This window comes from Allobosea sp. AK1 (genome assembly GCF_006714945.1).
Classification (GTDB): Bacteria; Pseudomonadota; Alphaproteobacteria; order Rhizobiales; family Beijerinckiaceae; genus Allobosea; species Allobosea robiniae.
This window is the reverse complement of sequence record NZ_VFMG01000001.1, coordinates 1,239,063-1,264,516: the sequence shown is the minus strand read 5'-3', so window position 1 is coordinate 1,264,516 and position 25,454 is coordinate 1,239,063. Positions and strand designations below refer to the sequence as shown.

Below are 25,454 nucleotides of genomic sequence, written 5' to 3'. Positions count from 1 at the left end.
CGAATGCGCGGCTTTCCCGGCTGCGACGTCATCGGCGGGGGAGGAGAGGGCGGCGCGGCTTGCGGGTGCTCCATCGGCCCGGTATCGACGAACCGGAGCTTGAGAGGCAGGAGAGGCGAGGACAACGTGACGACCGGTTTCGCCCGCCTGCCCGATGCGCCCACCTTCCTGCTGACCGATCTGCGTGTGCCTGCTTGCCTGATTGAGGGCACCGACCTTCCGGCCGACCGCAACGGGCTGACGCGTGTCGATCTTGCGATTGCGGATGGTCGCATCGCCGCGATCGAGCCCGCCGGAACGGCAGCGGCCGGGACCGGAGCCGTTGTGAACCTCGACGGCGGGCTCGCCTTGCCACGCCTTGTCGATGCGCATGTCCATCTCGACAAGGGGCATATCTGGCCGCGCAGCCCCAACCCGGATGGCACCTTCCCCGGTGCGCTGAACACCGTCGGGGCCGATCGCGAGGCCAACTGGTCGGCGCAGGACGTGCGGACGCGGATGGATTTCTCGCTTCGCACCGCCTTCGCGCATGGCACGGCGGCGATGCGGACGCATCTTGATTCGCTGGGCAAGCAGATCGGCATTTCCTGGCCTGTTTATGCGGAATTGCGGGCGGAGTGGGCCGGGCGCATCGCGCTCCAGGCCTCGCCCCTCTTCGGCGCCGATGCCGCGCTGGACCCGGCGCATATGGCGGCGGTGGTCGCAGCCGTGAGGGCGCATGGCGATCGCTTGCTCGGCTGCGTCACCTATATGATCCCGGAGCTCGACCGGGCGCTCGACATCCTGTTCCGGGCGGCGATCGAGAACGGCTTCGATCTCGACTTCCATGTCGACGAGACCAATGATCCGGCGGCGCGCTCGCTGGAGCACATTGCCGACGCGGCCCTGCGCCATCGCTTCACGGGCCGCATCCTCTGTGGGCATTGCTGCTCGCTCGCCCTTCAGGCGCCGGAAGATGAGGCGCGCATCATCGCCAAGCTGCGCGAGGCCGGCATCGCCGTTGTCTCGCTGCCGCTGTGCAACATGTATCTGCAGGACCGCCAGCCCGGCCGCACGCCGCGCTGGCGTGGCGTCACGGCGCTGCATGAATTGAAGGCTGCCGGCGTGCCGGTGATGATCGCCTCCGACAACACCCGCGACCCGTTCTACGCCTATGGCGATCTCGACCTCGTCGAGGTGCTGCGCGAGGGCACGCGCATCCTCCAGCTCGATCATTCCGGGCCGGATTGGGCCAATGCCGTGGCACGCTTGCCGGCGCAGGCGATGGGCATCGAGGCCGGCGTCATCGCGGTCGGCGCGCCAGCCGATCTCATCCTGACGCGGGCGCGCGACTGGACCGAACTCTTCTCCCGGCCGCAGGCCGATCGCAGCGTGCTGGTTTCCGGCCGGGCGATCGACCGGACGCTGCCGGATTACCGCGAACTCGACCATCTGATGGGCAGAGCATCATGACTGCACGCTATGACATCGCCACGCTGAAGACGCGCCTCGGCGGCATCCGCACCGAGGAGAACCCGGCGCTGGTGAAGCAGAAGAGCCGCGACTTCTTCTGGTACTCGCCGATCCTGAAGCGTCAGCTCGACCATGTCGTGGCCGATATCGTGGTCTCGCCGACGAGCGAGACCGAGGTGGTACAGGTACTCGCCGCCTGCCACGAACTCGGCATTCCCGTGACGCCGCGCGGCACGGGCACCGGCAATTACGGGCAGGCCATGCCGCTCTCAGGCGGCGTGCTGCTCGATCTCTCCGGCTTCAACAAGGTCAAGGAGATCGCCGCTGGCCGCTATGTCGCCGAGCCTGGCGCGATCATGGCCCGGATCGACGACGAGACGCGGGCGCATTCGCGGCAGGAGCTGCGGCTGCATCCGTCGACCTACCAGACGGCCTCGATCGGCGGCTTCATCGCCGGTGGCTCGGGCGGCGTCGGCTCGATCAAATGGGGGGGCTTGCGCGACTGGGGCAATATCATCCGGCTCAAGGTCGCGACGATGGAGGCAAGCCCGCGCATCCTCGAATTTTCCGGCGAGGACCTGCACAAGGTCGCCCATGCCTATGGCACCAACGGCATCATCACCGAGGTCGAGATGCCGCTCGGGCCGGCCTATAACTGGGTCGATGTCATCGTCGGCTTCGCGGACCTGCGGGCCGCGACCGAGTTCGCCAATGCAGTCGGCGAGCAGGACGGGCTCGCGCTGAAGAACCTCTGCGTCGTCGCGGCCCCCGCGCCGCACGACTATTTCCTGCGCCATCGCAAGTTCCTGCCGCGCGACAGCCATCTCGTCATCGTCATGGCCGCCGATTTCGCGGTCGACGCGCTCTGCGCCTATGCGCGCCGCTTCAAGGGCGCGGAGCTTCTGCTGCGCACCGACAAGCTCTCGCCCGAGGATGCCAAGGGCCTGCCGCCGGCCTATGAACTCGGCTGGAACCACACGACGTTGCGCGCGCTGCGCGTCGATCCGGCGATCACCTATCTCCAGGTGCTTTATCCCTATCCCAATCAGGTCGATCTGGTGGACAGGATCCATGCCCGTTTCGGCGACGAGGTGACCTGCCATCTCGAATTCGTGCGCTTCGACGGCAAGATCACCTGCTTCGGCCTGCCGCTGGTGCGTTTCACCTCCGAGGAGCGGCTGGAGGAGATCATGGCCATCCATGAGGAGATGGGCGCGCCGATCTTCAATCCGCATCGCTACACGCTGGAAGAGGGCGGCATGAAGCAGACGGACGAGACGCAGCTCGCCTTCAAGCGCGAGGCCGATCCGCAGGGGCTGCTCAATCCCGGCAAGATGATCGCCTGGGAGGACCCGGCCTACGATTATCGCTCGGGCAAGACCTTTCTGTTCCGCAGCCTGTCTGAGGCCGGAGTCGGCTAAGCACCATGCGCGTCCTCGTCCTCTACGCCCATCCCGTTCCGGAAAGCTTCGGCGCCGCCATCCACGAGACGGTCGTCGCCAGCCTGAAGGCGGCGGGGCACGAGGTCGACGATTGCGATCTCTATGCGGAGGGCTTCGACCCGGTGCTGAGCCGGGAGGAGCGGCGCGGCTATCACGACACCGCCAGCAACACGCTGCCGGTCGCGGCCTATGTCGAGCGGGTGAAGCAGGCCGAGGCTCTGGTTCTGTGCTTCCCGGTCTGGAATTTCGGCTATCCCGCGATCCTCAAGGGCTTCCTCGATCGCGTGTTCCTGCCCGGCGTCTCCTTCGAGATGGTCGAGGGCAAGGCGCAGCCGGCTTTGCACAATATTCGCCGGCTCGTCGCGGTCACCAGCTATGGCGGCTCACGCTGGCGTGCCTTCCTGATGGGCGATCCGCCGCGCAAGGCGGTGTGCCGGGCCCTGCGGGTTGTCTGTCATCCGCTGGCGCGCACGACTTATCTCGCTCATTATGAGATGAACCTCTCGACACCGGCCAGCCGGGCGGCCTTCCTGAAAAAAGTCGCCGCGAAACTCGCGTCCTCTTCGCTCTGACATCCGGTTGTCATCCGTCTGTCATGTTCGCGCGCGAATACGCAGCCGGCGAAGCGTCTCGCTTATCCGTCCAAGGATCGGCCCGAAGGATCGACCCCATGACCAAGGCAATCGAGAAGAGCGTCGGCCGTGCCCTGCTCGTCACCGCGCGGCTGCATCGCTCGCGGATGGGCGAGAGGCTGAATGGCCTGGGGTTGTTCCCGGGGCAGGAGCAGGCGCTGAAGGCACTGCAGCCGGCCCCGATGACGATGGGCGAGCTTGCCGCATTGCTGCGCGTCAAGCCGCCGACCGTGTCGAAGACGATCGGGCGGCTCTCGCTGCAGGGTCTCGTGACGCGCGAGGGGGGCAACCGCGATGGCCGCCTCGTGCAGGTCGCGCTGACCGAGGCCGGCCAGAAGACTGCAGCCGAGCTCGACGCGGTCTGGAACGACGTCGAGGACGAGCTTCTCGACAAACTCGACGGCAGGGAGCGCAAGCAGCTGCGCAAGCTCCTGCGCAAGGCGGCCAAGGGCCTCTCCAAGGCCGGCGCCGAGCAGGACGATGTCGAGGCTGATCTCGACGAAGCCGATAGCGACGCCTGATTTCTGCATGGAGCGCATGCTCCAGCGTACTGGCGACGTCGCCTAAATCGGTTCAATCTATTTCGTCATTCCTCCAGAGCATGGCGAGACCCGTGTCCTCTCCTTCAGCGGCGCCTTCCGAGACGGGTCGCGCGCGCATGGCCGCGATCGGCCTGATGTGTGCGGCCGTCGTGCTGTTCTCGCTGCTCGATACCAGCGCGAAATGGCTGGGCCAGTCGATGAACCCGCTGCAGGTGGTGTTCGCGCGCTATGCCGGCAGCATGATCCTGGTCCTGGCGATCATCAATCCATGGACGCGCCCCGGCGTGCTGCGGACCAGCCGCCCCTGGCTGCAATGGGGCCGCTCGCTGCTGCTGCTCGGCTCGACGGCGCTCAACTTCATCGCGCTGCGCTATCTCCAGCTCGCCGAGACGATCTCGATCATGTTCGCGACGCCGCTCCTGGTGGCGCTGGCGTCCGGGCCGCTGCTCGGGGAGTGGCCGGGACCGCGCCGGCTTGCGGCGATCGGCGTCGGCTTCCTCGGCGTGCTGGTGGTGACGCGGCCGGGCGTCGGCGGCATGCATCCGGCGGCATTGCTGAGCGTGCTGGGCTGCCTGTGCTACGCCTTCTATTCGCTGGCGACGCGAGTGCTGTCCGGCCACGATTCATCGGAAACGACGATGATCTATTCGGGCGCGGCGGGGACGCTGGCGACTATTCCGCTCCTGCCCTGGATCTGGGAGACGCCGCAGACGCTGTTGCCCTGGCTGCTGATGTTCGCTGTCGGTGCGCTCGGCGGCTTCGGCCACTGGCTGCTGATCCTGGCGCATCGGCTGGCGCCGGCCACGGTGCTGGCGCCCTTCATCTACTCGCAGATCGTCTGGATGCTGCTGCTCGGCTGGCTGGTCTTCGACCAGTTGCCGGATCGCTGGACCTTCGTCGGCGCCGGCATCGTGATCTCGTCGGGGCTCTACCTGCTCTATCGCGAGCGGGTGCGGCATGTGCCGGAGGAAGCGGCTTCGGCCAGACTGGATTAAGGCCGAAGAACGCGCGTCATGCTCGGGCTTGGCCCGGGCATCTCATGACACGGAGGCTCCTGGCCTCATCCTGCCAGAGATTCTCGGGTCTGCGCTTCGCTCCGCCCGAGAATGACGATGCGAGGCGTTCTTAGACCGTGACCTGCGTGCCGACCTCGACGACGCGGCCGGTCGGGATCTGGAAGAAGTCCGTCGCGTCGGTGGCGCTCTTGGTCAGGCCGATGAAGAGGTTGTCCTGCCACATCGGCATGCCCGATTGCGGGGAAGCCTTGATCGAGCGGCGCGACAGGAAGAACGAGGTCGACATGATGTCGAACTTGAAGCCCTGCTTGCGCAGCATGGCCAGGCCCTTCGGCACGTTCGGGCTCTCCATGTAGCCGTAGACCATGTCGACGCGCCAGAAATCGTCGGTGATGCGGGCAAGGCGCACCCGCTCCTCCTCGACGACGCGAGGCGTATCGGCCGAGCGCACGGTCAGCACGACGTTGCGCTCGTGCAGCACCTTGTTGTGCTTGAGGTTGTGCAGCAGCGAGGCCGGCGCCGTCTCGGGATCGCTGGTCAGGAAGACGGCCATGCCCTTGACGCGAGCGGGCGGGCTCTTGGAGAGCATGGTGACGAGCTCGAGCAGCGGCACGTCGGTCTTGCGGGTCTTGTCGAACAGGATCTTGGTGCCGCGCATCCAGGTCCACATCACCAGAGTCAGGCCCATGGCGAGCAGCACCGGCACATAGCCGCCGTGGAACAGCTTCAGCATGTTGGCCGAGAAGAAGGAGACGTCGACCAGAAAGAAGGGGAGGATGAGGGCTGCGGTCGCCAGCGGGCTCCAGCCCCAGTGGCGGCGGATGACGATCGAGGCCAGCATCGACGAGACCACCATCGTGCCGAAGACCGAGATGCCATAGGCATGCGACAGGCTCGACGACGTCCGGAACGACCAGACAAGGATCAGCACCACGACCAGCAGCAGCAGGTTGACGCGCGGCACGTAGATCTGGCCCGAAGTCTGCTCGGAGGTGTGACGGATCTCCATGCGCGGCAGGAGGCCGAGCTGGATCGCCTGCCGGGTCAGGGAGAAGGCGCCGGTGATCACCGATTGGCTGGCGATGATGGTCGCGACCGTCGCCATGATCACGAAGGGCAGCAGCAGGCCCTGCGGCGCGAGCCGGTAGAACGGATTGTCGATGGCGCTGGGATCAGAGAGGATCAGCGCGCCTTGGCCGAGATAGTTGAGCCAGAGAGCGGGGAAGACGACATAGAGCCAGGCGCTCCGGATCGGGCCGCGGCCGAAATGGCCCATATCGGCATAGAGCGCCTCGGCACCCGTCACCGCCAGACAGACCGAGCCGAGCACGGCCAGCGCCACGCCGGCATGGTCGTGGAAGAACAGCAGCGCGTAATACGGATTGATCGAGCGGAAGACGCTGAGATCATCGGCAATGTGATAGATGCCGAGCCCGGCCAGCGTCAGGAACCAGACCAGCATGATCGGACCGAAGAAGGTCGCGACACGATGGGTCCCGTGGCTCTGCATGACGAACAGGCCGATCAGGATCGCCGAGGCGATCCAGAGGATATAATCGTTGAGTGCGGGCGTGATCAGCTTGACGCCCTCGATCGCGGAGAGAACCGAGATCGCCGGAGTGATGACGGTATCGCCGTAGAACAGGCCGGCGCCGATCATGCCGAGCAGCAGCGCGACATGGCTGCGCGCCCGCCCGAGGCTGCGCTGGGCCAGCGCGACGAGGGTGAGGATGCCGCCTTCGCCGTTATTGTCGGCGCGCATCAGCAGCACGACATATTTCAACGTCACCACGATGACGAGCGACCAGAGAATCAGCGAGAGCACGCCGATGACGACGGTCGGAGGAATGACCGCGCCCTCTTCGCCGCCGGTTGCGGCCAGCAGCGTCTCGCGCAGCGCGTAGAGCGGGCTGGTGCCGATATCGCCGTAGACGACGCCGAGCGCGCCCAGAGCCAGCGCCCCGACGCCCATCTTGCCGTGACCGTGGCCACCATTCTGGCCGTGGGCGGCGTCGAGCCCGAAGCGTGAATCCTCCGGCCGAACGGTCGCAGGATTCGGGTTCTCATGCCCCATCAGGGATCTCCGCTCATGCTGCGGTGCAGCGAAAGGCCGGGGCCTCTAGCACGTTGCGGGCGGCGCGCAAAGGCGGGATCAGCCAGTGGCGCCGAGGCCGACGCCGAAGCGCCGTTCGATATAGCTGGCGACCATGGCCTTGAATTCGGCGGCGATGCCGGCGCCGCGGAGCGTGGCGACCTTCTTGCCATCGACGAAAACGGGCGCCGTCGGCGCCTCGCCGGTGCCGGGCAGCGAGATGCCGATATCGGCATGCTTGGATTCGCCGGGGCCGTTGACGATGCAGCCCATCACCGCGACGTTGAGGTTCTCGACGCCGGGATACTGCGTCTTCCATTCCGGCATGGAATTCGAAATCCAGCTCTGGATATCCTGCGCCAGCTCCTGGAACACGGTCGAGGTGGTGCGGCCGCAGCCGGGGCAGGCGGCAACCAGCGGCACGAAGGCGCGGAAGCCCATGGTCTGGAGCAGTTCCTGCGCCGTCCTGACCTCGAGCGTGCGGTCGCCGCCAGGCTCGGGGGTCAGCGAATAGCGGATGGTGTCGCCGATGCCTTCCTGCAGCAGGATGCCGAGCGCGGCCGAGGAGGCGACGATGCCCTTCGAGCCCATGCCGGCCTCTGTCAGGCCGAGATGGATGGCGTAGTTCGCCCGGCTCGCCAGCATGCGGTAGACCGTGATCAGGTCCTGTACGCCGGAGACCTTGGCGGAAAGGATGATGTATTCGCGTGCGAGCCCGATCTCCTCGGCGCGCTCGGCCGAAAGCAGGGCCGATTGCACCATCGCCTCGCGCATGATGGCGCGGGCATCGAGCGGGCGCACGGCACGCGCGTTCTCGTCCATCAATGCGGTCAGCAGTTCCTGATCGAGCGAGCCCCAGTTGGCGCCGATCCGCACCGGCTTGCGATGCTTGATCGCGAGCTCGATGATCTGGCTGAACTGCTTGTCCTTCTTGTCCTTGAAGCCGACATTGCCGGGGTTGATCCGGTATTTCGCCAGCGCCTCGGCGCAGGCCGGATGATCGGCGAGCAGCTTGTGGCCGATATAATGGAAGTCGCCGACGAGGGGCACATCGACGCCGATACGGTCGAGCCGCTCGCGGATCTTCGGCACGGCAGCCGCCGCCTCGTCGCGATCGACGGTGATGCGGACGAGTTCCGAGCCCTGGCGGGCGAGTGCGGCGACCTGCGCGACCGTGCCGGCGATATCGGCGGTGTCGGTATTGGTCATCGACTGGACGACGATGGGTGCGCCGCCGCCGACCGTGACATGGCCGACCTTGACCGGGACGGTGAGCTGCCGGCCCAGCGGGCCTGCGCGTTCCGGCGTCAGATAGGAAAAGGCGCGCTCGTTCATGCGGGCTGCTCTATCACGATCCGGAATTGCGGCAATGCTCGCATCGCCCGACGATCTCGACCATCTGGTGCGAGGGTGAGAATTGCCGGTTTTCGGCGATCGCCGCCACCGCTTTCTTCATGGCGGGCGAGGAATCCTCGTCGACCCCGCCGCAGGATTCGCAGATCAGGAAGGCGACGACCTCGTTCGCGCCATGGCCGTGCAGGCAGGCGACATAGGCATTCTTCGACGAGAGCCGGTGGACGAAGCCCTGCTCGACCAGGAAATCGAGCGCCCGGTAGATCGAGATCGGCGCGAGGCGGCGCCCGCCGGCCGGCGAGATGCGGTCGGCGAGATCATAGGCCCCGACCGGGCGGTGGTCGGCATGAAGCGCCTCCAGCGCCTGCCGCCGGATCGGAGTCAGGCGCAGGCCCCGCTCGCGGCAGATGCGTTCGGCCCGGGCGAGGGCCTCCGCGGCGTGGCGGCGATGGTCCTCGGCATGGCGGCAAGGCCCCTCGGCATGGGCATGCGATGCATGGTCATGATCGCCGTGATGATGCGCGTCAGGCTGCATTTTCGTCATGTTGCGTTGCGAAGACTCATCGGGCACCCTGCGACGATATCCTGTCGGCGCATCGTCCGTTCGACCCCGAACCTAAGCATTTTCTCCCCGATTGTCAGGAGCCTTGACGCTCATGTTCCTCAAAGACCGTACCGCCGCCATTACCGGCTCGACCTCCGGCATCGGGTTGGCCTATGCCCGCGCGCTCGCAGCCGAGGGTGCCAACCTCGTCATCAACGGCATCATGGCACCGGCCGATGCCGAGAAGCTGCGCACCGATCTGGAACAGGAATTCGGCATCAAGGTGGTGTTCTCGGGCGCCGACATGACCAAGCCCGCCGAAATCGCCGGCTTCATCGCCGAGGGCGAGAAGGTCTTCGGCGCGATCGACATCCTGATCAACAATGCCGGCATCCAGTATGTCGCGCCGATCGACGAGTTCCCGATCGAGAAATGGGACCAGATCATCGCGATCAACCTGTCCTCGGCCTTCCACACCACCCGCGCCGCGCTGCCGAAGATGAAGGAGAAAGGCTGGGGCCGCATCATCAACACCGCCTCGGCGCATGCCTTCGTCGCCTCGCCCTTCAAATCGGCCTATGTCGCGGCCAAGCATGGCATCGCCGGCCTGACCAAGACGGTGGCGCTCGAAGTCGCGACCAAGGGCATCACCGTCAATGCGATCGCGCCGGGCTATGTCTGGACGCCGCTGGTCGAGAAGCAGATCCCGGACACGATGAAGGCGCGCGGCTTGACCAAGGAGCAGGTCATCAACGACGTGTTGCTCGACGCCCAGCCGACAAAGGAGTTCGTCACGGTCGAGCAGGTCGCGGCGCTCGCGGTGTTCCTGTGCACGGATTCCGCGAAGTCGATCACCGGGACGACGCTGCCGATGGATGGCGGCTGGACCGCCGCGTGAGCGGGCGCCCCTCCCGCAAAGCCGAACCGGTCAAGGGACTGGTCGGGCCGAAGGCGGAGAAGACGGTTTCGCTCGCACTGCAGGGCGGAGGCGCGCATGGCGCCTTCACCTGGGGCGTGCTCGACGCCATCCTGGAAGACGGGCGCCTCGGCATCGAGGCGCTGACCGGCACCAGCGCGGGTGCGATGAACGCGGTCGTGCTGGCCGAGGGCTGGATCGATGGCGGGGCCGATGGCGCGCGCACCAAGCTCGAGGCCTTCTGGCGGGCGATCAGCGTCGACGGCAAATATGGCGGCTCGGAACGCTCGCTGCTCGACACGATGCTCGGCGCCTGGGGCAACAATAACGGCACGCCGCCGGGCATGCTGTTCTTCGAGATGTTCGCGAAGGTGGCGAGCCCCTATGACGTCAACCCGCTGAACATCAATCCGCTGCGCGGCGTCGTCGCCGACCTCATCGATTTCGACAAGGTCAGGGCCTGCGATGCGGTGAAGCTGTTCATCGCGGCGACCAATGTCCGCACCGGCAAGATCGCCGTGTTCGAGGGCAAGGACCTGACGCCGGACCATGTGATGGCCTCGGCCTGCCTGCCGATGGTGTTCCAGGCGGTGGAGATCGACGGCGAGGCCTATTGGGACGGCGGCTATATGGGCAATCCCGCCCTGTTCCCGCTGTTCTACAAGGCGCATTGCGACGACATTCTGCTCGTGCAGATCAACCCGATCCAGCGGCGCGAACTGCCGACCAAGGCGCGCGAGATCCAGGACCGGCTGAACGAGATCACCTTCAATGCCTCGCTGCTGCGCGAATTGCGGGCGATCGACTTCGTCAACCGCCTGATCGACGACGGCAAGCTGCCGCGCGAGGAATACAAGCGCGTGCTGATGCACCGCATCGACGGCGGCCCGCCGCTGGCGGAATTGACCTCGTCCTCGCGGATGAATGCGGAATGGTCCTTCCTCCTCAAATTGCGCGACATGGGTCGCACCGCCGGCCGGCGCTGGCTGAAGCGCAATTACGAGGCGATCGGCAAGAGCGGGACGCTCGACCTCAGGGAAGCGATTTTCTGAGCGGTGTGTTGACCTTGCGCTGAACCAAGCGGGTCATCCCGGACGGAGCGTAGCGGAGATCCGGGATCCATTCCGGAGCCTCACCGAGGCATGTTCTGGAATGGATCCCGGGTCTCCCTTTGGTCGCCCGGGATGACCCGCGTTCTTGATAACGCGCGGTGCGAACCAATCACGCGCCACCGGCATCCTTCACGTTCCGGCGCCGCAGTTGTTCCGGCAGCGCTCTTGCGCCGGCCCTGGACGCAGTGTCATTCAGCTGGGCTGAAGCTTTTTCCAGGACAACGGGGATTTCATGAGCAAGCTGATCGTCACCGCCGGGCCGTTCAAGTTCGACGCCAGGTTCGAGCTGGAAGCCGCCCCCAAGACCTGCGCCGCCTTCAGGAAGCAGATGCCGTTCATCAGCAAGATGGTGCATGTACGCTGGAGCGGCGAGGGCGTCTGGATGCCGCTCGGCGATCTCGATTTCGGCGTCGGCTACGAGAACAACACCGCCTATCCCGCGCCCGGCCACATCATCCTGTATCCGGGCGGCGTCAGCGAGACCGAGATCCTGCTCGCCTATGGCGGCGTGCAGTTCGCCAGCAAGGCCGGCGTGCTCTCCGGCAACCACTTTATCACCCTGACCTCGGGGCTAGAGAACCTCTACACGCTCGGCCGCAAGACGCTCTACGAGGGCGTGCAGGACGTACGCTTCGATCTCGTCGACTGAGCGCTATCGGCGACCGAATGCGAAAAGGGCGGGGCGCGGCGCGTCCCGCCCTTTTTCACGCCGCCGCCGGGGGATCGGCCGGCGGGTCTTCCGCCGACCCGGTGGCGGATGGTCTTGGAGTCGGCAACAAGGCGATCACCCCGGGCGCCGCCGCGTCGGGGGGAGCATCCGGCTCGGCCGGCGCGGGCTTGGCGCCGTCGGCAAGATTCTGGCAGAGCGAGAGCATGGCGCGGGCGATCTCGGCCTCGCCCATGATCGTCAGCGTGGCCCCGCATTTGGTGAGATGCGCGACCTCGGCATCGGAATGGGCGCGGGCGACGATCGGCAAGGCCGGGTTCTCGGCACGGGCCTGCTCGCAGACCTGCCCGGCCTCGAAGCTGCCGGGGATGGCGACGAAGAGGCGCACGGCCCGGCCGACCGCGGCGGCGGCCAGCACCTCGGGGTCGGCGGCGTTGCCGATGAGGAGCTCCGCACCGTCGCGCTTGGCGGTCGCGACCGCATCGGGATTGTCCTCGATGACCAGGAGCTTCGCGCCTTGCGAGAGCAGGCCGGCGCCGAGCAGGCTGCCGACGCGGCCATAGCCGACGACGACAATGTGGCTGTCCAGGCTGGTCGGGGCGATGTCGCGTTCCGGCGGGGGCTCGACTTCAGGCTCTGGCGCGGCGGCCTTCTCGGGCTCGCCCGCCTCGGCGGGAGCTGCCGGCTTCGGCTTCGCGGCGGGGGTCTCCGGCGCCAGGCGCTCCGCCAGGGCGAACATCACCGGGTTGAGCAGGATCGACAGGATCGCGCCGGCGAGGATCAGGTCGCGTCCCTGCGCCGGCAGGATGCCGAGCGCCGTGCCGAGGCCGGCGAGGATGAAGGAGAACTCGCCGATCTGGGCGAGCGAGGCCGAGATGGTCAGGGCGGAGGTCTGGGGGCGGCCGAAGGCGCGCATGATCATCCAGGCCGCGACGGACTTGCCGATCAGGATGATGGCGAGGGTGCCGATCAGGGGGCCTGGTGCGCGCAGGAGGATGCCGGGGTCGAAGAGCATGCCGACCGAGACGAAGAACAGCACCGCGAAGGCGTCGCGCAGCGGCAGCGTCTCTTCGGCCGCGCGCTGGGAAAGCGGTGATTCCGACAGGATCATGCCGGCGAAGAAGGCGCCGAGCGCGAAGGAGACCCCGAACAGGGTCGCAGCCGCATAGGCGACGCCGAGCGCGACCGCGAGAACCGCAAGCCGGAACAGCTCGCGCGAGCCGGTATGCGCGACCCAGTGCAGCACCCAGGGAATGACGCGCCGGCCGATGACGAGCATGAAGGCGAGGAAGCCGACCAGCTTGGCGAAGGTCAGGCCAAGCACGCCCCAGACGCCGAGATCGAAGCGGGTCGCGAGCGGGGCGCTGCCGCCGGACGACGAGCCGTTGATGATCTCCGCCACCACCGGCAGCAGCACCAGCGCCAGAACCATGGCGATGTCCTCGACGATCAGCCAGCCGACGGCGATGCGGCCACGCTCGGTCTGGACCAGTCGCCGCTCCTGCAGCGAGCGCAGCAGGACGACCGTCGAGGCGGTGGACAGTGCGAGGCCGAAGACAATGCCCGAAAACCAGTTCCAGCCGAGCAGCGTGCCGAGCCCGAGTCCGAGCAGCGTCGCGATGCCGATCTGGACGACGGCGCCGGGCACGGCGATCGCCTTCACCGAGAGCAGGTCCTTCAGGGAGAAATGCAGGCCGACGCCGAACATCAGCAGGATGACGCCGATCTCGGCCAGTTCGTTGGCGAGGTTCTGATCACCGACGAAGCCCGGCGTGAACGGGCCGGCGGCGACACCGGCCAGTAGATAGCCGACGAGAGGGGAAATCCGCAGTCTGTGGGCGATTGATCCGAAGACGAAAGCAAGGCCGAGGCCGGCGACAACGATGGCGATCAGCGGGCCGTGATGCATGGCTCTCCCGAATCCGAAAGGTCAAGAAATCAAGATTGTTTGAACATTCGGAGCATGGGGTTTCGGGGCAGGGATTTCAACCGAAAGGCGTACGACTTTTCGGGCTTCGCTGCCGAAATTCCGGGCTGTTCGGATGGGGTGCGGCAGCGGGAGGGCTCGAAGGCGCAGATGCCTCAGGCCTTCGGCTTCTCCAGCAGGATCTGGCCCTGCTTCTCGACGCCGATCTTGAGCTTCTCGGCGAACATCGCGAGCATCCAGGGCAGGCTCACCTCGACGCGGATCAGGCGGTCCTCGACCTCGACGCGGCCATGGACGGTCTGGCCGAGCGCGCCGACACCGAAATGCAGGGCATCTCCCTCCCAGCGTTCCTCGACCAGCTGCATCCTGACCATGCCGAGCCGGTCGCGGATCTTGTCGACGCCGCCGCGCAGGCGCGCCAGCGCGGCGTCCCGGCCGAGATCATGCGAGATGGTGATGGAAACGGGTTTGCCCATGACTGCTCATCGGAAAGGAAGGAGGGCTCTACATGGCAATGATATGGGCGCATTTCCAGCGCAGCGAACAATGAGACCCGGCAGCGGACATCTGCTAACGGGACGGCGCAAGATCGAAACCGGTAAGGCCTGTCATGCTCGAACGAGCGAAGCAATGGGCGCGCGTGCTCAAGCGGGATGTGCTCGCCCTGTGGATCGCGGCCCGTGACAGCCGGACGCCGTGGTATGCGAAGCTCGCGGCGGGCGCAGTCGCCGCCTATGCCCTCAGCCCCATCGATCTCATCCCGGATTTCATCCCGATCCTGGGCTATCTCGACGACCTGATCATCGTGCCGCTCGGCATCCTGCTGGTCGTGAAGCTCATTCCCCCCGGTTTGATGGCCGAATACCGGGCGATGGCGGCTGGGCAGGCGAAGCAGGCGAGCTATGGCGGCATGGCCGCGATCCTGGCGATCTGGATTGGAGCCGGGGCTGCGCTGCTCTGGTGGCTCTGGCCGGCTGGATCATTCTGAGTATCGGCGGCCATGCATGGAAAAGCCCGCCGAAGGGGCGGGCCTGGTTGTCCATCGCTTGTGCCGGATCATCCGGCCGTCATCCGCCTCAATCGCGTTCGCTCAGGCGCTTCTGGCCGGTCTGAGTGACCCGCCAGATGGCGCCGTCGGCTTCGACGAGGCCACGATCCTGCAGGGAATGCAGCATCGTCTCGTCGAAGATGAAGTGGCGGGTCTCCTCCTCGATGCTCTCCAGTGCGATCCATTCGGGATCGGAGAGAACGAACGGGTGAGCGATCTGGAGGTGCTGAACATGCATGCGCGTCTCCTTCTCGTTGAATGCCCCTGTTCTCGGGTGAATCGCATTCAATCATGACGCGGTCGTGGCCGAAGCGGCGGCGAATCGTGGCCCGGTTGTTTTGTCGCGGCCTGGAACCCGGCCGCGCCCGCTTCGTTCTCTGGCCATGACCCCTTCCAAGAACGGAGAGACCGCCATGGCGATCAGCAACAGTTTCCCGCCCGATGTTCCGAAGGCCGCCGACGAGGCCGGCGAGACCGTGGGCGCCAGCGTGAGCAGCCTGCGCAGCAAGGCGGCCGATCTCGCGGGCAAGGCCGGGGAGACCGTCAAGGATCATTACGAGCGAGCCAAGGATGCGTGGGACGAGGCCGAGCCGCTCGAGGCGGTCCGCGGTGGCGGTCAGGCCGTGGTGCAGAGCGTCGAGCGTCACCCGCTCGCGGCGCTTGGTCTGGGTGTGGCCGGCATCGGCCTCGTCGCCTGGGCGATGTTGCGCAGTCAGCCTTCGTCGGGTTGGGAGCGCTATCAGCCTGACTATGGGCGCTGGCGCGGCTGGCTCCAGGATTATGGCTCCGATGCGGCCGATGCCGGCAATCGGGCCTTGAAATCGGGCGGCAGCTGGCTGCGCTCGCATCGCGATGTCGCGGATGATTATGCCGGCCGGGCCGGCGACTATGCGGCGATGGCCCGCGACTATGCAGACAGGGGCGGGCGCATGCTGGCGAAGCGGGCCGAACGCGAGCCGATGGCGGTCGTCGTCGGGCTCGGGCTCGCGGCCTATGTGATCGGTTCGCTCCTGAGCTCGGGTTCGTCCAGCGAGCCGGCAGCCGCACCTGCCCGCAAGCGGGCCGCCCGGCGCTGACGGGCAATAAAAAAGCCCTGCGGCGCGAACGCCGCAGGGCTCGAAGAGCTGACGGGGTGCCTTCCGAAGAGGGCGCCCGCTATCTTACCACCAGTAGCCGCGGCGGCCGTAGTAGCCACGGCCGTAATAGGAGCGGTTATCGGCGGCGATCAGCGCACCACCAACGACGCCGGCGGCGACGCCAGCCGCGACAGCCGAGCCGGCTTCGTTCGAGGCGCGGCGGTTCTCGACATAATTCGCCGAGCGGCACTTCTGGTAGGCGCGGGTGCCGGGGCGGAAGCCCTGGGCCTCACAGGTCACTTCGGCGTCGGCCATGGACTCCTGCGCGGTCTGACAACCAGCGAGAAGAGCGGCCATGGCGCCAACGATCAGAATGCTACGCATATTTTATCCCTTTTCAGCCTCCCATTGGCCTGAGGTGGACTTAAGAGCAGCTCGGTCTGCAGGTCAAGAATGACGCGGGCTTTGCGTTAAAGTTCGCGGCGTCAAATCGCGACAATTCCGCTGGAATTGCGACAGTTCGGCGGAGTCGCCGGCGATGCAGGGCCCGGCCAGAGCGGTTTCACGCGGGCTCAGGCTTGCATTTGTGCCGAAGCGGGCGAACATGGGCGCAGACCCGATCAGCCCAGTCCGGACGTGACGATGCCCCGCTTTTTCATCCTTCTGCCGGCCCTGCTGCTTGGCGCCTGCGCCTATCACACCTCGCGCAGCAGCATCGTGGTCGTGACCGATGCGAAGAGTGTTGTGGAGAATTGCGCGAGGCTTGGTGAAGTCGACGGGCAGGACAGCTCCCAGGTCATCATGCCGCTCGACAAGACGCGCGATTCGGTGATCACGCGCCTGAAGATCGCCGCGGCGGAGCTGGGGGGGACTCATGTCCTCGCCAACGCTGCCGATATCAAATGGAAAGGCCCGGACACCAAGGGCGCCGTCTACAAGTGCAACCCCTGAGACGCGAGCGAACCGCGCCGCCGTCAGCTGATCCAGCCGGCGCCGGTCAGCCCTTCAGCAGCCATTCGTGCTCGGCGGCGTTGTGGAATTTCCAGGTCCGCTTCGGGCCGGCCATGACGTTGAGATAATAGAGATCGTAGCCGTGGCAGGTGGCGCAGGGATGATAGCCCTTCGGCACCAGCACGACGTCGCCATCCTCGATGGCCATCGCCTCGTCCAGGCTGCGGTCGTCTGTATAGACGCGCTGGAAGCCGAAGCCCTGCGGCGGGTTGAGGCGGTGGTAGTAGGTCTCCTCCAGATGGGATTCGCGCGGCAGGTCGTCCCGGTCGTGCTTGTGCGGGGGATAGCTGGAGGTGTTGCCGGCCGGGGTGATGACCTCGACCACCAGCAGCGAATCCGCCGGCTCGTTCTCGGGCAGGATATTGGTGACGTGGCGGGTGTTGGAGCCCTTGCCGCGGATCTCCTGGCCGAGATCGTCCGGCCTGATGACGCGGACGGGCAGGCCGCCCTTGAGGCCAGGCGCCGTGCAGACAGCGAGCTCGAGATCGGTCGTCGCGGTGACGGACCAATCGGAACCTTCCGGCAGATAGACCGACCAGGGCTTGCCCTCGAACGGGCTCATGCGGCTGCCGAGCTCGCCCAGGTTTTCGCCGCCGGCCGCGACCTTGCCCTTGCCGGTGACGAAGACGAGGCAGGTCTCGCGATCGCCGGTCGCGGCCGAGACGGTCTCGCCCGGCTTCAGGCGGTGCAGATCGAAGCCGACATAGGTCCAGCCGGCGCTTTCCGGCGTGACATGGGTAACGCGGCCGTTCGTGCCGGCGGGGCGGACCTTGAGGTGGGACATGGGTGTTCCTATCCGTTGGACTCGTCATGCTCGCGCAGTCGCTGCGCGCCGCCCGAGAATGACGGCTGTTGTCAGGCCAGCCCGGCTTCCCTGATGAAGCGGGTGAGATTGGCGTGGCCGAGCTTCGCATAGGTCGCGGGCTCCGCCTTCTTCGGGTCCTGCTCGGCCTCGACCACGATCCAGCCGGAATAGCCCTGAAGCTCCCGGAGCACGCGGACATAGTCGATCAGGCCGTCGCCCGGCACGGTGTAGACGCCGGCGAGCACGGATTCGAGGAAGGACCAGTCCTCGCGATTGGAGCGCCACATCACAGCCTCGCGGATGTCCTTGCAGTGGACATGGTGGATGCGGGCCTTCCAGTGACGGGCAATGCGGGCGGGGTCGCCGCCGCCCCAGGTGGCGTGGCCGGTGTCGAGCAGCAGGCCCACGGTCGGGCTGGTGACGCCCATGAACCGGTCGATCTCGGCCTCGGTCTGCACCACCGTGCCCATATGGTGGTGATAGACGAGCTGCAAACCGTATTCGGCCTTCAGGGCCTCGGCGAAATTGGTATAGCGCGCGCCGAAATCGTCCCAGCGGTTCTTCGGCAGGACGGGCCGGGCCGAGAGCGGCTTGGTGATGTCGGAATGGATCGCGTTCGAGGTCTCGGCCGCGATCAGGACCGAGCAGCCCATGTCGCGCAGCAGCGTCGCATGAGCCTTCACCGCCACCATCTCGGCGGCGACGTCGCGGTCGAGCAGCTCGGTCGAGTACCAGCCGGAAACCAGAGCGTGGCCATGGGCGTCGAGGATCGGCTTCAACTTCGCCGCCTCGCGCGGGAACTTGTTGCCGAGCTCCATGCCGGTGAAGCCGGCTTCGCGGGCTTCCGTCAGGCAGGTTTCGAGCGGGATGTCGCCGCCGATCTCCAGCATGTCGTCATTCGACCAGCCGATGGGGTTCGCGCCGATGCGGATCATGTGTCGGGTCTTTCTCGCCTATGGGAACGGCTTAGTTGCCGATGGTCTGACGCTTGCGTCGTTCGTCGTAATTCGCCCGTGCCGTGCGGACCTCGGCGCGCTCGCTGACCTCGGGCACCGCGACGTCCCACCAGGCGCCGCCGGAGCCGGTCGAGATCAGCGGGTCGGTGTCGATCACGACGACGGTCGTGCGGGTGTTTTCCTTGGCCTGCGTCAGAGCGGCTTCCAGCTCGGCGATCGAGGCGGCCTTCACCGCGATCGCGCCCATGCTGGCGGCGTGCTGGACGAAATCGATCTCCGGCAGCGTCTCGTGCCTGCTGTCCTTGAGCAGGTTGTTGAAGCTCTCGCCACCGGTGGCCATCTGCAGGCGGTTGATGCAGCCGAAGCCGCGATTGTCGAGCAGGACGATGGTGAGCTTGAGGCCCAGCATCACCGAGGTCGCGATCTCGGAATTGAGCATCAGGTAGGAGCCGTCGCCGACCATGACGACGACCTCTTTGTCGGGCCTCGCCATCTTGGCGCCGAGCCCACCGGCGATCTCGTAGCCCATGCAGGAGAAGCCGTATTCGGCATGGTAGGAGCCGGGCGCTCCCGCCTGCCAGAGCTTGTGCAACTCGCCCGGCAACCCGCCCGCGGCATGAAGCAGGATGACGTCCGAACCCAGCGTGCGCTGGGCCGCGCCGATGACCTGCGCGTCCGAGGGCAGGGCGGCATTGCTGGCGGCGGTGGCCTGGCCGGCTTCCTTCTGCCAGTCGGTCTTGCCGGCCTTGGCATTGTTGGTCCAGCTCTCCGGCGCCTTCCAGCCACCGATGGCCTCCGCCAGCTCGGCGAGACCCTCGCGGGCGTCGGCGACGAGGGGCAAGGCGCGATGCTTGCCGGCGTCGAAAGATTGGACGTTGAGGCCGATGATCGTCTTCCCGGCAGCGCCGAACAATGCCCAGGAGCCGGTGGTGAAATCCTGCAGGCGGGTGCCGACCGCGAGCATGAGATCGGCCTCGGCGGCGAGCCGGTTCGCGGCTTCCGTACCGGTGACGCCGACGGCGGCCATGTTGAGCGCGTCGTCATCGGGCAGGGCGGATTTGCCGCCTTGCGTCTCACAGACGGGAATGCCGGTCGCGGCCGAGAAGCGGGCGAGCTCGTCGCTGGCGCCGGAATAGAGCACGCCGCCGCCGGCGACGATCAGCGGTTTCTTCGCGGCCTTCAATGCCTCCGCTGCGGCTTTCAGTTCGGCCCGGTCGGCGCGCGGGCGGCGCGGCGTCCAGAGGCGCTCGGTGAAGAAGCTCTCGGGGTAGTCATAGGCCTCGGCCTGCACATCCTGGCAGAGCGCGAGCGTGACGGGGCCGCATTCGGCCGGATCGGTCAGCACCTGCATGGCGCGGGCGAGCGCCGGGATGATCTGCTCGGGCCGGGTGATGCGGTCGAAATAGCGCGAGACCGGACGGAAGCAGTCATTGGCGGAGACGGTGCCGTCGCCAAAGGTCTCGACCTGCTGAAGCACCGGGTCGGGGATGCGGTTGGCGAAGACGTCGCCCGGCAGCAGCAGAACCGGCAGGCGGTTGACATGGGCGAGCGCGGCGGCGGTGACGAGATTGGTCGCGCCGGGGCCGATAGAGGTCGTTGCGGCCATGAAGCGGCGGCGCATGTTCGCCTTGGCATAGGCGATGGCGGCATGGGCCATGGCCTGCTCGTTATGGGCGCGGAAGGTCGGCAGGCGTTCGCGTTCGTGCCAGAGCGCCTCGCCCAGGCCCGCGACATTGCCATGGCCGAAAATCGCCCAGACGCCACCGAAGATCGGCAGGCGCTGCCCATCGATCTCGGTCATCTGGCGGCTAAGGAAGCGCGTCAGCGCCTGCGCCATGGTGAGGCGGACGGTGCTCATGATCCTGTCTCCGGTCGGGAGTCTTCTTAGCATCGGCTTGGTCCGAAAACCGGTTCCCACTTTTCGGGCCGATGCGCTAGGCCGCCTTCCGACCGCGCGTGGCAAGCCAGAGGCCGGTCAGCGCCTCGAAGCGGCCGGCCATGTCGGCGATGGCTGCCTCGTCGTCGAGCTTGCCGGAAAGCCAGCCCTCGGCCGCGCTCATGAAGATGGTGCGGCCGACGGCAAAGCCCTTGACGATGGAGGCGGATGCGGTGGCCGCGAAGCCGGCTTCCAGCTCCTCGGCCGGCGCGTCGAGCCCGAGCAGCAGGACGCCGCGGCACCAGGGATCGTGCTTCGCGATCGTCTTCTCGATCGCGGCCCAGGCGGCAGGGGAGGATTGTGGCTCCAGCTTCCACCAGTCGGGCTTGATGCCGAGCGCATAGAGCTCGCCGAGCGCGCGGGCGATCGTGTCGGGGCCGAGCGGGCCGTTCTTGCTGGCAATGATCTCGATCAGCAATTCGCGGCCGACCTTGCGCGCCGCCTCGAACAGGCCGCGCAGCTTCTCCTGCTGCTCGCGCTTCAAATCTTCCGGGTCGTCAGGGTGATAGAAGCAGAGCGCCTTGATGCAATGATCGACCGGCCATTCCGGCAGCAACGAGCCGATATCCTGACTGGTCTCGAAGCGCAGCGGGCGCGAGCCCGGCAGTTCGACCGGGCGGCCGAGCCAGGCGAAGGGATGGCGGGCGAATTCGAACATCGCCTCGCGGCCATGCTTCTCGTCGAGCAGCATGCCGTAGCCGGGGCGGCCATCGGCGACGCGGGCGGCGGCCTTGACCGCGAGCACCTTGAAATCGCGGATGCGGGCGGGATCGGCACCGGCCTTTGCCGCGAGCTCTTCGAGCTGCGAGCGATGGTCGCAGGCGAGCGCCATCAGCGAGGGCACGTCGCGGCGGCGCGTCGTCGCCCAGTGGATGTGGTTGATGTCTTCGTCCTTGCGCAGCGCCCGGTGCGGGCTGCCGTTTTTGAGGAAATATTGCAGCTCCTCGAAGGTCGGGCTTTCCGGCGAGCAGAGCAGGCGCGAGACGGCGAAAGCACCGCAGGCATTGGCCCAGGTCGCGGCGATCTGGAGGCTCTCGCCACCGAGCCAGCCGCGTAGGAAGCCGGACATGAAGGCGTCGCCGGCGCCCAAGACGTTGTAGACCTCGATCGGGAAGCCCTTGCCGACGATGCCGTCCTCGAGATCGTCGGGGATCGCGCCTTCATAGACGATGCAGCCCATCGGGCCGCGCTTGAGCACGATGGTCGCAGGGGTCAACGAGCGGATCGTCTTCAGCGCCGGCAGGAGCTCGCTCTCGCCCGAGGCGATCAGCACCTCTTCCTCGGTGCCGATGACGAGGTCGCAGCAGGGCAGGACGGTCTTCATCCGCTCGGAGACGGCCTGCGAGGCGATGTAGCGGTTGTCGCCGGCATCATGGCCGGCGAGGCCCCAGAGGTTCGGGCGGTAGTCGATATCGAGCACGACCTTGCCGCCGTTCGCGCGCATCAGCTTCATCGCCTTGCGCTGGGCGGCCTCCGGGCCGGGCCGGGCGAAATGCGTGCCGGTGACGACGACGGCGCGGGCCCTGGCGATGAAGGCGGGGTCGATATCGCCTTCCTCCAGCGCCATGTCGGCGCAGTTCTCGCGGTAGAACAGCAGCGGGAACGACTTGTCGCTCTCGACCGAGAGGATGGCGAGCGCGGTCAGGCGCTCGGGATCGGTCTTGAGGCCGTCGAGATTCACGCCCTCGCGTGCGAGCTGCTCGCGCAGGAAGCGGCCGAACTGCTCGTTGCCGACGCGGGTCAGCAGGGCCGAGCGCAGGCCGAGCCGGGCGGTGCCGATCGCGATATTGGCCGGGCAGCCGCCGACCGACTTGGCGAAGGAGGTGACATCCTCCAGCCGCGAGCCGATCTGCTGGCCGTAGAGATCGACCGAGGCCCGGCCGATGGTGATGACGTCGAGCGCCTGCGCCGATCCGCCGAGCGGTCCCGCCATGTCTTCCTCCCGGCAGCGATGATCATCGAAGCCGAGCGGCTCCGGTTGCGGGAATGAAATAATAATTCCATCAATTCGTCAATGCGGAATGTATGTTCCTAAAGCTTTAGGCGTGCCCGCCACGGCGGCCCCTGCCGCGTCCGGCCCGGCGCGCCTCGCCGACGCCGACGGCGAGCGCCATGGAGAGTGCCATGGTCGAGGCCAGCGTGCGGAACCCGCCGAAATCCGCCTCGGCGACCTCGAACCAGAGCTTGGCGATGCTGGCGAGCGGGGAGAAGGCGCTGTCGGTGATGGCGACGAGCGGCACTCCACGTTCCGCGAGGCCGCGTGCGTCCTCGATCGTCGCGGGCGCATAGGGCGAGAAGCTGATGACGAGGACGGCATCCTTCGGCGTCGCGAAGGCGATCATCTCGGGATCGAGGCCGGCAGCCGACTCGACGAGCTGGTTGCGGACCTGGAGCTTGCCGAGCGCATAGGCGAGATAGCTCGCCACCGGATAGGAGCGGCGCCGGGCGAGGATATAGATGGTCTCGGCGCGGGCGAGCACATCGATCGCGCGATCAAGCGTGGCTTCGTCGATGGTGCGGCTCATCACGTCCAGCGACTTGCGCGAGGCGGTCAGGAAGCCGTCGAGGATGCGGTGGTTGCCGGCCGCGGTGCCATCGCCGACCCGCAGCGTGTTGAGGCGTTCCTCATAGCTGGAATTGCGCTCGCGCAGGCGGGCGCGAAAGACGCCCTGCAGGCTGGTGAAGCCGTCGAAGCCGAGATGCTGGGCGAAGCGGATCAGCGTGGAGGGCTGGACGCCGGCCGAGACCGCGATGCTGGCGGCGGTGCCGAAGGCGATCTCGTCGGGATTGTCGAGAGCATAGGCTGCGATCTGGGCGATGCGCTTGGGCAGGCTTTCGCGCTGACTGAGGATCGATGCGCGCAATTCGTCGAAGTCGCGCGGCAGCTCCGCAACGGCGGTTTCGCTCATCCTGGATTCCCGTTGCCGTCCCTGTTGTCGACAGTTCTGGCAGCGAAGCGGAAATGGAGCAAGCGTTCCAATGGAGGAATGAACGCTCGATGATAGGTTAGCCCAGCGGTGCGGTTGTGCAGCTCTGGCCGCCATCGACCGGCAGGCAGACGCCCGTGATGAATTTCGCCTCGTCGGAGGCGAGGAAGACGGCGGCGTTGGCGATGTCCCAGGCGGTGCCCATCTTGCCCATCGGCACCTGTGCGTCGCGGGCGGCGACCATCTCCTCGACCGAGGCGTATTGCGCGGAGATCTGCTTGTAGATCAGTGGCGTGTCGATCAGGCCGGGCATGATGCAGTTCGCCCGGATGCCCTGCTTCGCATACTGCATCGCGAGCGCGACCGTCGCCTGGTTCACCGCTGCCTTCGTCGCGTAATAGGCGAAGTACGGGTAGCCGGTCCAACGGATGGCGGCGAGCGAGGAGATGTTGACGATGGCGCCGCCACCGCCCTTCAGCATCTCCGGAATGACGGCCTTGGCGCAGCGATAGACCGAGCCGAGATTGAGCTGGAGCGAGGCGTTGAACTGCTCTTCCGAGAGCTCGACAGGGCCGCCCATATGGGTGACGCCGACATTGTTGTGGAGGATGTCGAGCCGGCCGAAATGCTTCACGGTCGCGGCGACGCAGGCCTCGACCGAGGCGAGATCGGTGACATTGGCGGCAAGCGCGAGTGCCCTGCCGCCTTCGCCGGCGATGATCTCTGCGGTTTCCTTGGCGGCATCGTGGTTCAGGTCGATGCAGGCGACACCGGCGCCTTCGCGGGCATAGGCGACTGCGGCGGCCTTGCCGTTGCCCCAGCCGGGTCCGGAGGAGCCGGCGCCGAAGACGATGGCGATCTTGCCCTTCAGCCGGTCGGCCATGGTGTTTGGTCTCTCGATATCAAAAACAAGTGCAGGTCATTTCGGGCGCCGCGATGCGCAGACCCGAAATGACCTGCATGAGGGTGCTAGCGTCGATCAGCTCAGCGAGCTGCCGACGGCCTTTTCCAGGATGCCCCAGGCCTCGTCGCCGTACTTCTTCTTCCACTCCGCGTAGAAGCCGGCCTTGCGCAGGGCTTCGCGGAAGGCATCGGCCTTGGTCTCGTTGGCGACCATGCCCTTGGCGACGAGCTCGCCCTGCACGTTGGCATTGAGCTTGGCGACGTCGTCACGCTCGAGCAGCGCGGCGGCGTTGATGTTCTTGGCGACGATGGCGCGCAGGTCCTCCGGCAGCTTCTCCCAGGCGCGGCGGTTGGCCAGGAACCAGAAGCCGTCCCACATGTGGTTGGTCAGGGAGAGGTATTTCTGGACTTCGAAGAGCTTGGCGGTCGAGATGATTGCGAGCGGGTTCTCCTGGCCGTCGACGATCTTGGTCTGCAGCGCGGTGTAGACCTCGGCGAAGTTGATCGAGGCCGGGGCCGACTGGAAGGCGGTGAACATCGAGGTCCAGAGCGGCGAGACCGGCACGCGGATCTTGAAGCCCTTGAGGTCGTCGGGCGTGTTGATCGGGCCCTTGGACGAGGTGATCTGACGGAAGCCGTTGTCCCAGATCTTGTCCATGACGACGAGATTGGCCTTGTTGATCTGGCCGCGGACATAGGCGCCGAGTTCGCCGTCCATCGCCTTCCAGACGGCGTCGTAGTTCGGGAAGGCGAAGCCGATGCCCGAGAGTGAGGCGTTGGCGACCAGCGTCGACAGGATCAGCGGCGAGAGCGTGAAGAACTCGACGCCGCCCGAGCGGACCTGGCTCAGCATGTCGGTGTCGGAGCCGAGCTGGTTGTTCGGGAAGATCTGGATGTCGACGCGACCCTTGGTCTCTTCCTTGATCTTGGCCACGGCCTCGTTGGCGCGCGTGTTCATCGGATGCGCGACGGGCAGGTTGTTGGCGTATTTATAGGTGAACTCGGCAGCCTGCGCGTTGGCGCGGCCGATATGGAACGTGCCGATGGCAGAGGCGGCGGCTGTCGCCTGAAGCAGGGTGCGGCGCGAGATGGTCATG

The 25,454-nt window shown here is 66.5% G+C and carries 25 protein-coding genes; 11 read left to right on the top strand and 14 right to left on the bottom strand.

Translation table 11 applies throughout. The features are described 5' to 3' along the window. Nucleotides 1–126: 126 nt before the first annotated feature. The 5 genes from FHT98_RS06460 (at nucleotide 127) to FHT98_RS06440 (ending at nucleotide 5,063) form a co-directional block, all read left to right on the top strand. On the top strand, nucleotides 127–1,452 hold the full coding sequence (locus tag FHT98_RS06460) for a cytosine deaminase (protein WP_248309158.1): 1,326 nt from the start codon (nucleotides 127–129) through the stop codon (nucleotides 1,450–1,452). Then, nucleotides 1,449–2,873: an FAD-binding oxidoreductase gene (locus tag FHT98_RS06455; protein WP_142113180.1), complete on the top strand. Its 1,425-nt coding sequence runs from the start codon at nucleotides 1,449–1,451 to the stop codon at nucleotides 2,871–2,873. The genes FHT98_RS06460 and FHT98_RS06455 overlap by 4 nt, the downstream gene beginning before the upstream one ends. 5 nt (nucleotides 2,874–2,878) lie before the next feature. Further along, a complete protein-coding gene (locus FHT98_RS06450; protein WP_142113178.1) occupies nucleotides 2,879–3,466 on the top strand; it encodes an NAD(P)H-dependent oxidoreductase in 588 nt (195 codons plus the stop codon). A gap of 98 nt (nucleotides 3,467–3,564) precedes the next feature. Then, complete coding sequence (locus FHT98_RS06445; protein WP_061969949.1) at nucleotides 3,565–4,047, top strand: MarR family winged helix-turn-helix transcriptional regulator; 483 nt, start codon at nucleotides 3,565–3,567, stop codon at nucleotides 4,045–4,047. 92 nt (nucleotides 4,048–4,139) lie between these two features. Further along, on the top strand, nucleotides 4,140–5,063 hold the full coding sequence (locus FHT98_RS06440; protein ID WP_244492926.1) for a DMT family transporter: 924 nt from the start codon (nucleotides 4,140–4,142) through the stop codon (nucleotides 5,061–5,063). 130 nt (nucleotides 5,064–5,193) lie between these two features. Here FHT98_RS06440 and FHT98_RS06435 read toward each other — a convergent pair whose 3' ends face one another. From FHT98_RS06435 to FHT98_RS06425, 3 genes are all read right to left on the bottom strand, one after another. Further along, entirely contained in the window at nucleotides 5,194–7,158 is a 1,965-nt protein-coding gene (locus FHT98_RS06435; protein ID WP_082617576.1) for a potassium transporter Kup, read from the bottom strand. 78 nt (nucleotides 7,159–7,236) lie between these two features. Continuing rightward, nucleotides 7,237–8,511 (bottom strand): flavodoxin-dependent (E)-4-hydroxy-3-methylbut-2-enyl-diphosphate synthase, encoded by a 1,275-nt coding sequence (gene ispG, locus FHT98_RS06430; RefSeq protein WP_061969945.1) that lies wholly within the window; start codon nucleotides 8,509–8,511, stop codon nucleotides 7,237–7,239. A 13-nt stretch (nucleotides 8,512–8,524) separates the two neighbouring features. Then, nucleotides 8,525–9,073: a Fur family transcriptional regulator gene (locus tag FHT98_RS06425; RefSeq protein WP_248309157.1), complete on the bottom strand. Its 549-nt coding sequence runs from the start codon at nucleotides 9,071–9,073 to the stop codon at nucleotides 8,525–8,527. Nucleotides 9,074–9,185: 112 nt separating this feature from the next. On the opposite strand from FHT98_RS06425, the gene FHT98_RS06420 reads away from it, so the two are divergent. The 3 genes from FHT98_RS06420 to FHT98_RS06410 all read left to right on the top strand — a co-directional run bounded on the left by FHT98_RS06420 (nucleotide 9,186) and on the right by FHT98_RS06410 (nucleotide 11,750). Next, nucleotides 9,186–9,971, top strand: a complete 786-nt coding sequence (locus FHT98_RS06420; RefSeq protein WP_142113175.1) for a 3-hydroxybutyrate dehydrogenase — start codon at nucleotides 9,186–9,188, stop codon at nucleotides 9,969–9,971. Continuing rightward, complete coding sequence (locus FHT98_RS06415; protein ID WP_142113173.1) at nucleotides 9,968–11,041, top strand: patatin-like phospholipase family protein; 1,074 nt, start codon at nucleotides 9,968–9,970, stop codon at nucleotides 11,039–11,041. Before FHT98_RS06420 ends, FHT98_RS06415 begins: the two co-directional genes overlap by 4 nt. 292 nt (nucleotides 11,042–11,333) lie before the next feature. Next, a complete protein-coding gene (locus FHT98_RS06410) occupies nucleotides 11,334–11,750 on the top strand; it encodes a DUF3830 family protein (RefSeq protein WP_061969942.1) in 417 nt (138 codons plus the stop codon). 55 nt (nucleotides 11,751–11,805) lie between these two features. Here FHT98_RS06410 and FHT98_RS06405 read toward each other — a convergent pair whose 3' ends face one another. Together FHT98_RS06405 and FHT98_RS06400 are read right to left on the bottom strand one after the other, a co-directional pair. Beyond that, nucleotides 11,806–13,677 carry a cation:proton antiporter domain-containing protein gene (locus tag FHT98_RS06405; protein WP_142113171.1) on the bottom strand — a complete coding sequence of 624 codons (1,872 nt, stop codon included), beginning with the start codon at nucleotides 13,675–13,677 and terminating at the stop codon, nucleotides 11,806–11,808. A 173-nt stretch (nucleotides 13,678–13,850) separates the two neighbouring features. Next, complete coding sequence (locus tag FHT98_RS06400; RefSeq protein WP_091857002.1) at nucleotides 13,851–14,171, bottom strand: polyhydroxyalkanoic acid system family protein; 321 nt, start codon at nucleotides 14,169–14,171, stop codon at nucleotides 13,851–13,853. A gap of 134 nt (nucleotides 14,172–14,305) precedes the next feature. On the opposite strand from FHT98_RS06400, the gene FHT98_RS06395 reads away from it, so the two are divergent. Beyond that, nucleotides 14,306–14,683, top strand: coding sequence for a YkvA family protein (locus FHT98_RS06395; RefSeq protein WP_142113168.1), 378 nt, complete (start codon nucleotides 14,306–14,308; stop codon nucleotides 14,681–14,683). A gap of 88 nt (nucleotides 14,684–14,771) precedes the next feature. Here the strand turns inward: FHT98_RS06395 and FHT98_RS06390 are convergent, their stop codons facing one another. Further along, nucleotides 14,772–14,981 carry a hypothetical protein gene (locus FHT98_RS06390; RefSeq protein ID WP_061969936.1) on the bottom strand — a complete coding sequence of 70 codons (210 nt, stop codon included), beginning with the start codon at nucleotides 14,979–14,981 and terminating at the stop codon, nucleotides 14,772–14,774. A 175-nt stretch (nucleotides 14,982–15,156) separates the two neighbouring features. Between FHT98_RS06390 and FHT98_RS06385 the strand changes: the two genes are divergently transcribed. Continuing rightward, nucleotides 15,157–15,819, top strand: a complete 663-nt coding sequence (locus tag FHT98_RS06385; protein ID WP_142113166.1) for a hypothetical protein — start codon at nucleotides 15,157–15,159, stop codon at nucleotides 15,817–15,819. Between the two features lie 84 nt (nucleotides 15,820–15,903). On the opposite strand, the gene FHT98_RS06380 is transcribed toward FHT98_RS06385, so the two are convergent. Next, nucleotides 15,904–16,134 (bottom strand): hypothetical protein, encoded by a 231-nt coding sequence (locus FHT98_RS06380; protein ID WP_244492923.1) that lies wholly within the window; start codon nucleotides 16,132–16,134, stop codon nucleotides 15,904–15,906. 327 nt (nucleotides 16,135–16,461) lie between these two features. Between FHT98_RS06380 and FHT98_RS06375 the strand changes: the two genes are divergently transcribed. Continuing rightward, nucleotides 16,462–16,770 carry a hypothetical protein gene (locus FHT98_RS06375; protein WP_139163522.1) on the top strand — a complete coding sequence of 103 codons (309 nt, stop codon included), beginning with the start codon at nucleotides 16,462–16,464 and terminating at the stop codon, nucleotides 16,768–16,770. A gap of 46 nt (nucleotides 16,771–16,816) precedes the next feature. Here the strand turns inward: FHT98_RS06375 and iolB are convergent, their stop codons facing one another. The 7 genes from iolB to FHT98_RS06340 form a co-directional block, all read right to left on the bottom strand. After that, nucleotides 16,817–17,614 carry a 5-deoxy-glucuronate isomerase gene (gene iolB / locus FHT98_RS06370; protein ID WP_142113164.1) on the bottom strand — a complete coding sequence of 266 codons (798 nt, stop codon included), beginning with the start codon at nucleotides 17,612–17,614 and terminating at the stop codon, nucleotides 16,817–16,819. 71 nt (nucleotides 17,615–17,685) lie between these two features. Further along, nucleotides 17,686–18,570: a myo-inosose-2 dehydratase gene (gene iolE / locus FHT98_RS06365; RefSeq protein ID WP_142113162.1), complete on the bottom strand. Its 885-nt coding sequence runs from the start codon at nucleotides 18,568–18,570 to the stop codon at nucleotides 17,686–17,688. A gap of 31 nt (nucleotides 18,571–18,601) precedes the next feature. Continuing rightward, on the bottom strand, nucleotides 18,602–20,452 hold the full coding sequence (gene iolD, locus FHT98_RS06360) for a 3D-(3,5/4)-trihydroxycyclohexane-1,2-dione acylhydrolase (decyclizing) (protein WP_142115693.1): 1,851 nt from the start codon (nucleotides 20,450–20,452) through the stop codon (nucleotides 18,602–18,604). A gap of 73 nt (nucleotides 20,453–20,525) precedes the next feature. Then, entirely contained in the window at nucleotides 20,526–22,460 is a 1,935-nt protein-coding gene (locus tag FHT98_RS06355; protein ID WP_142113160.1) for a bifunctional 5-dehydro-2-deoxygluconokinase/5-dehydro-2-deoxyphosphogluconate aldolase, read from the bottom strand. 106 nt (nucleotides 22,461–22,566) lie between these two features. After that, complete coding sequence (locus FHT98_RS06350) at nucleotides 22,567–23,436, bottom strand: MurR/RpiR family transcriptional regulator (RefSeq protein WP_113584918.1); 870 nt, start codon at nucleotides 23,434–23,436, stop codon at nucleotides 22,567–22,569. 97 nt (nucleotides 23,437–23,533) lie between these two features. Continuing rightward, entirely contained in the window at nucleotides 23,534–24,337 is an 804-nt protein-coding gene (locus FHT98_RS06345) for an SDR family NAD(P)-dependent oxidoreductase (protein ID WP_142113158.1), read from the bottom strand. Between the two features lie 96 nt (nucleotides 24,338–24,433). Then, entirely contained in the window at nucleotides 24,434–25,453 is a 1,020-nt protein-coding gene (locus FHT98_RS06340; protein ID WP_061969920.1) for a TRAP transporter substrate-binding protein, read from the bottom strand. Nucleotide 25,454 lies beyond the last annotated feature (1 nt).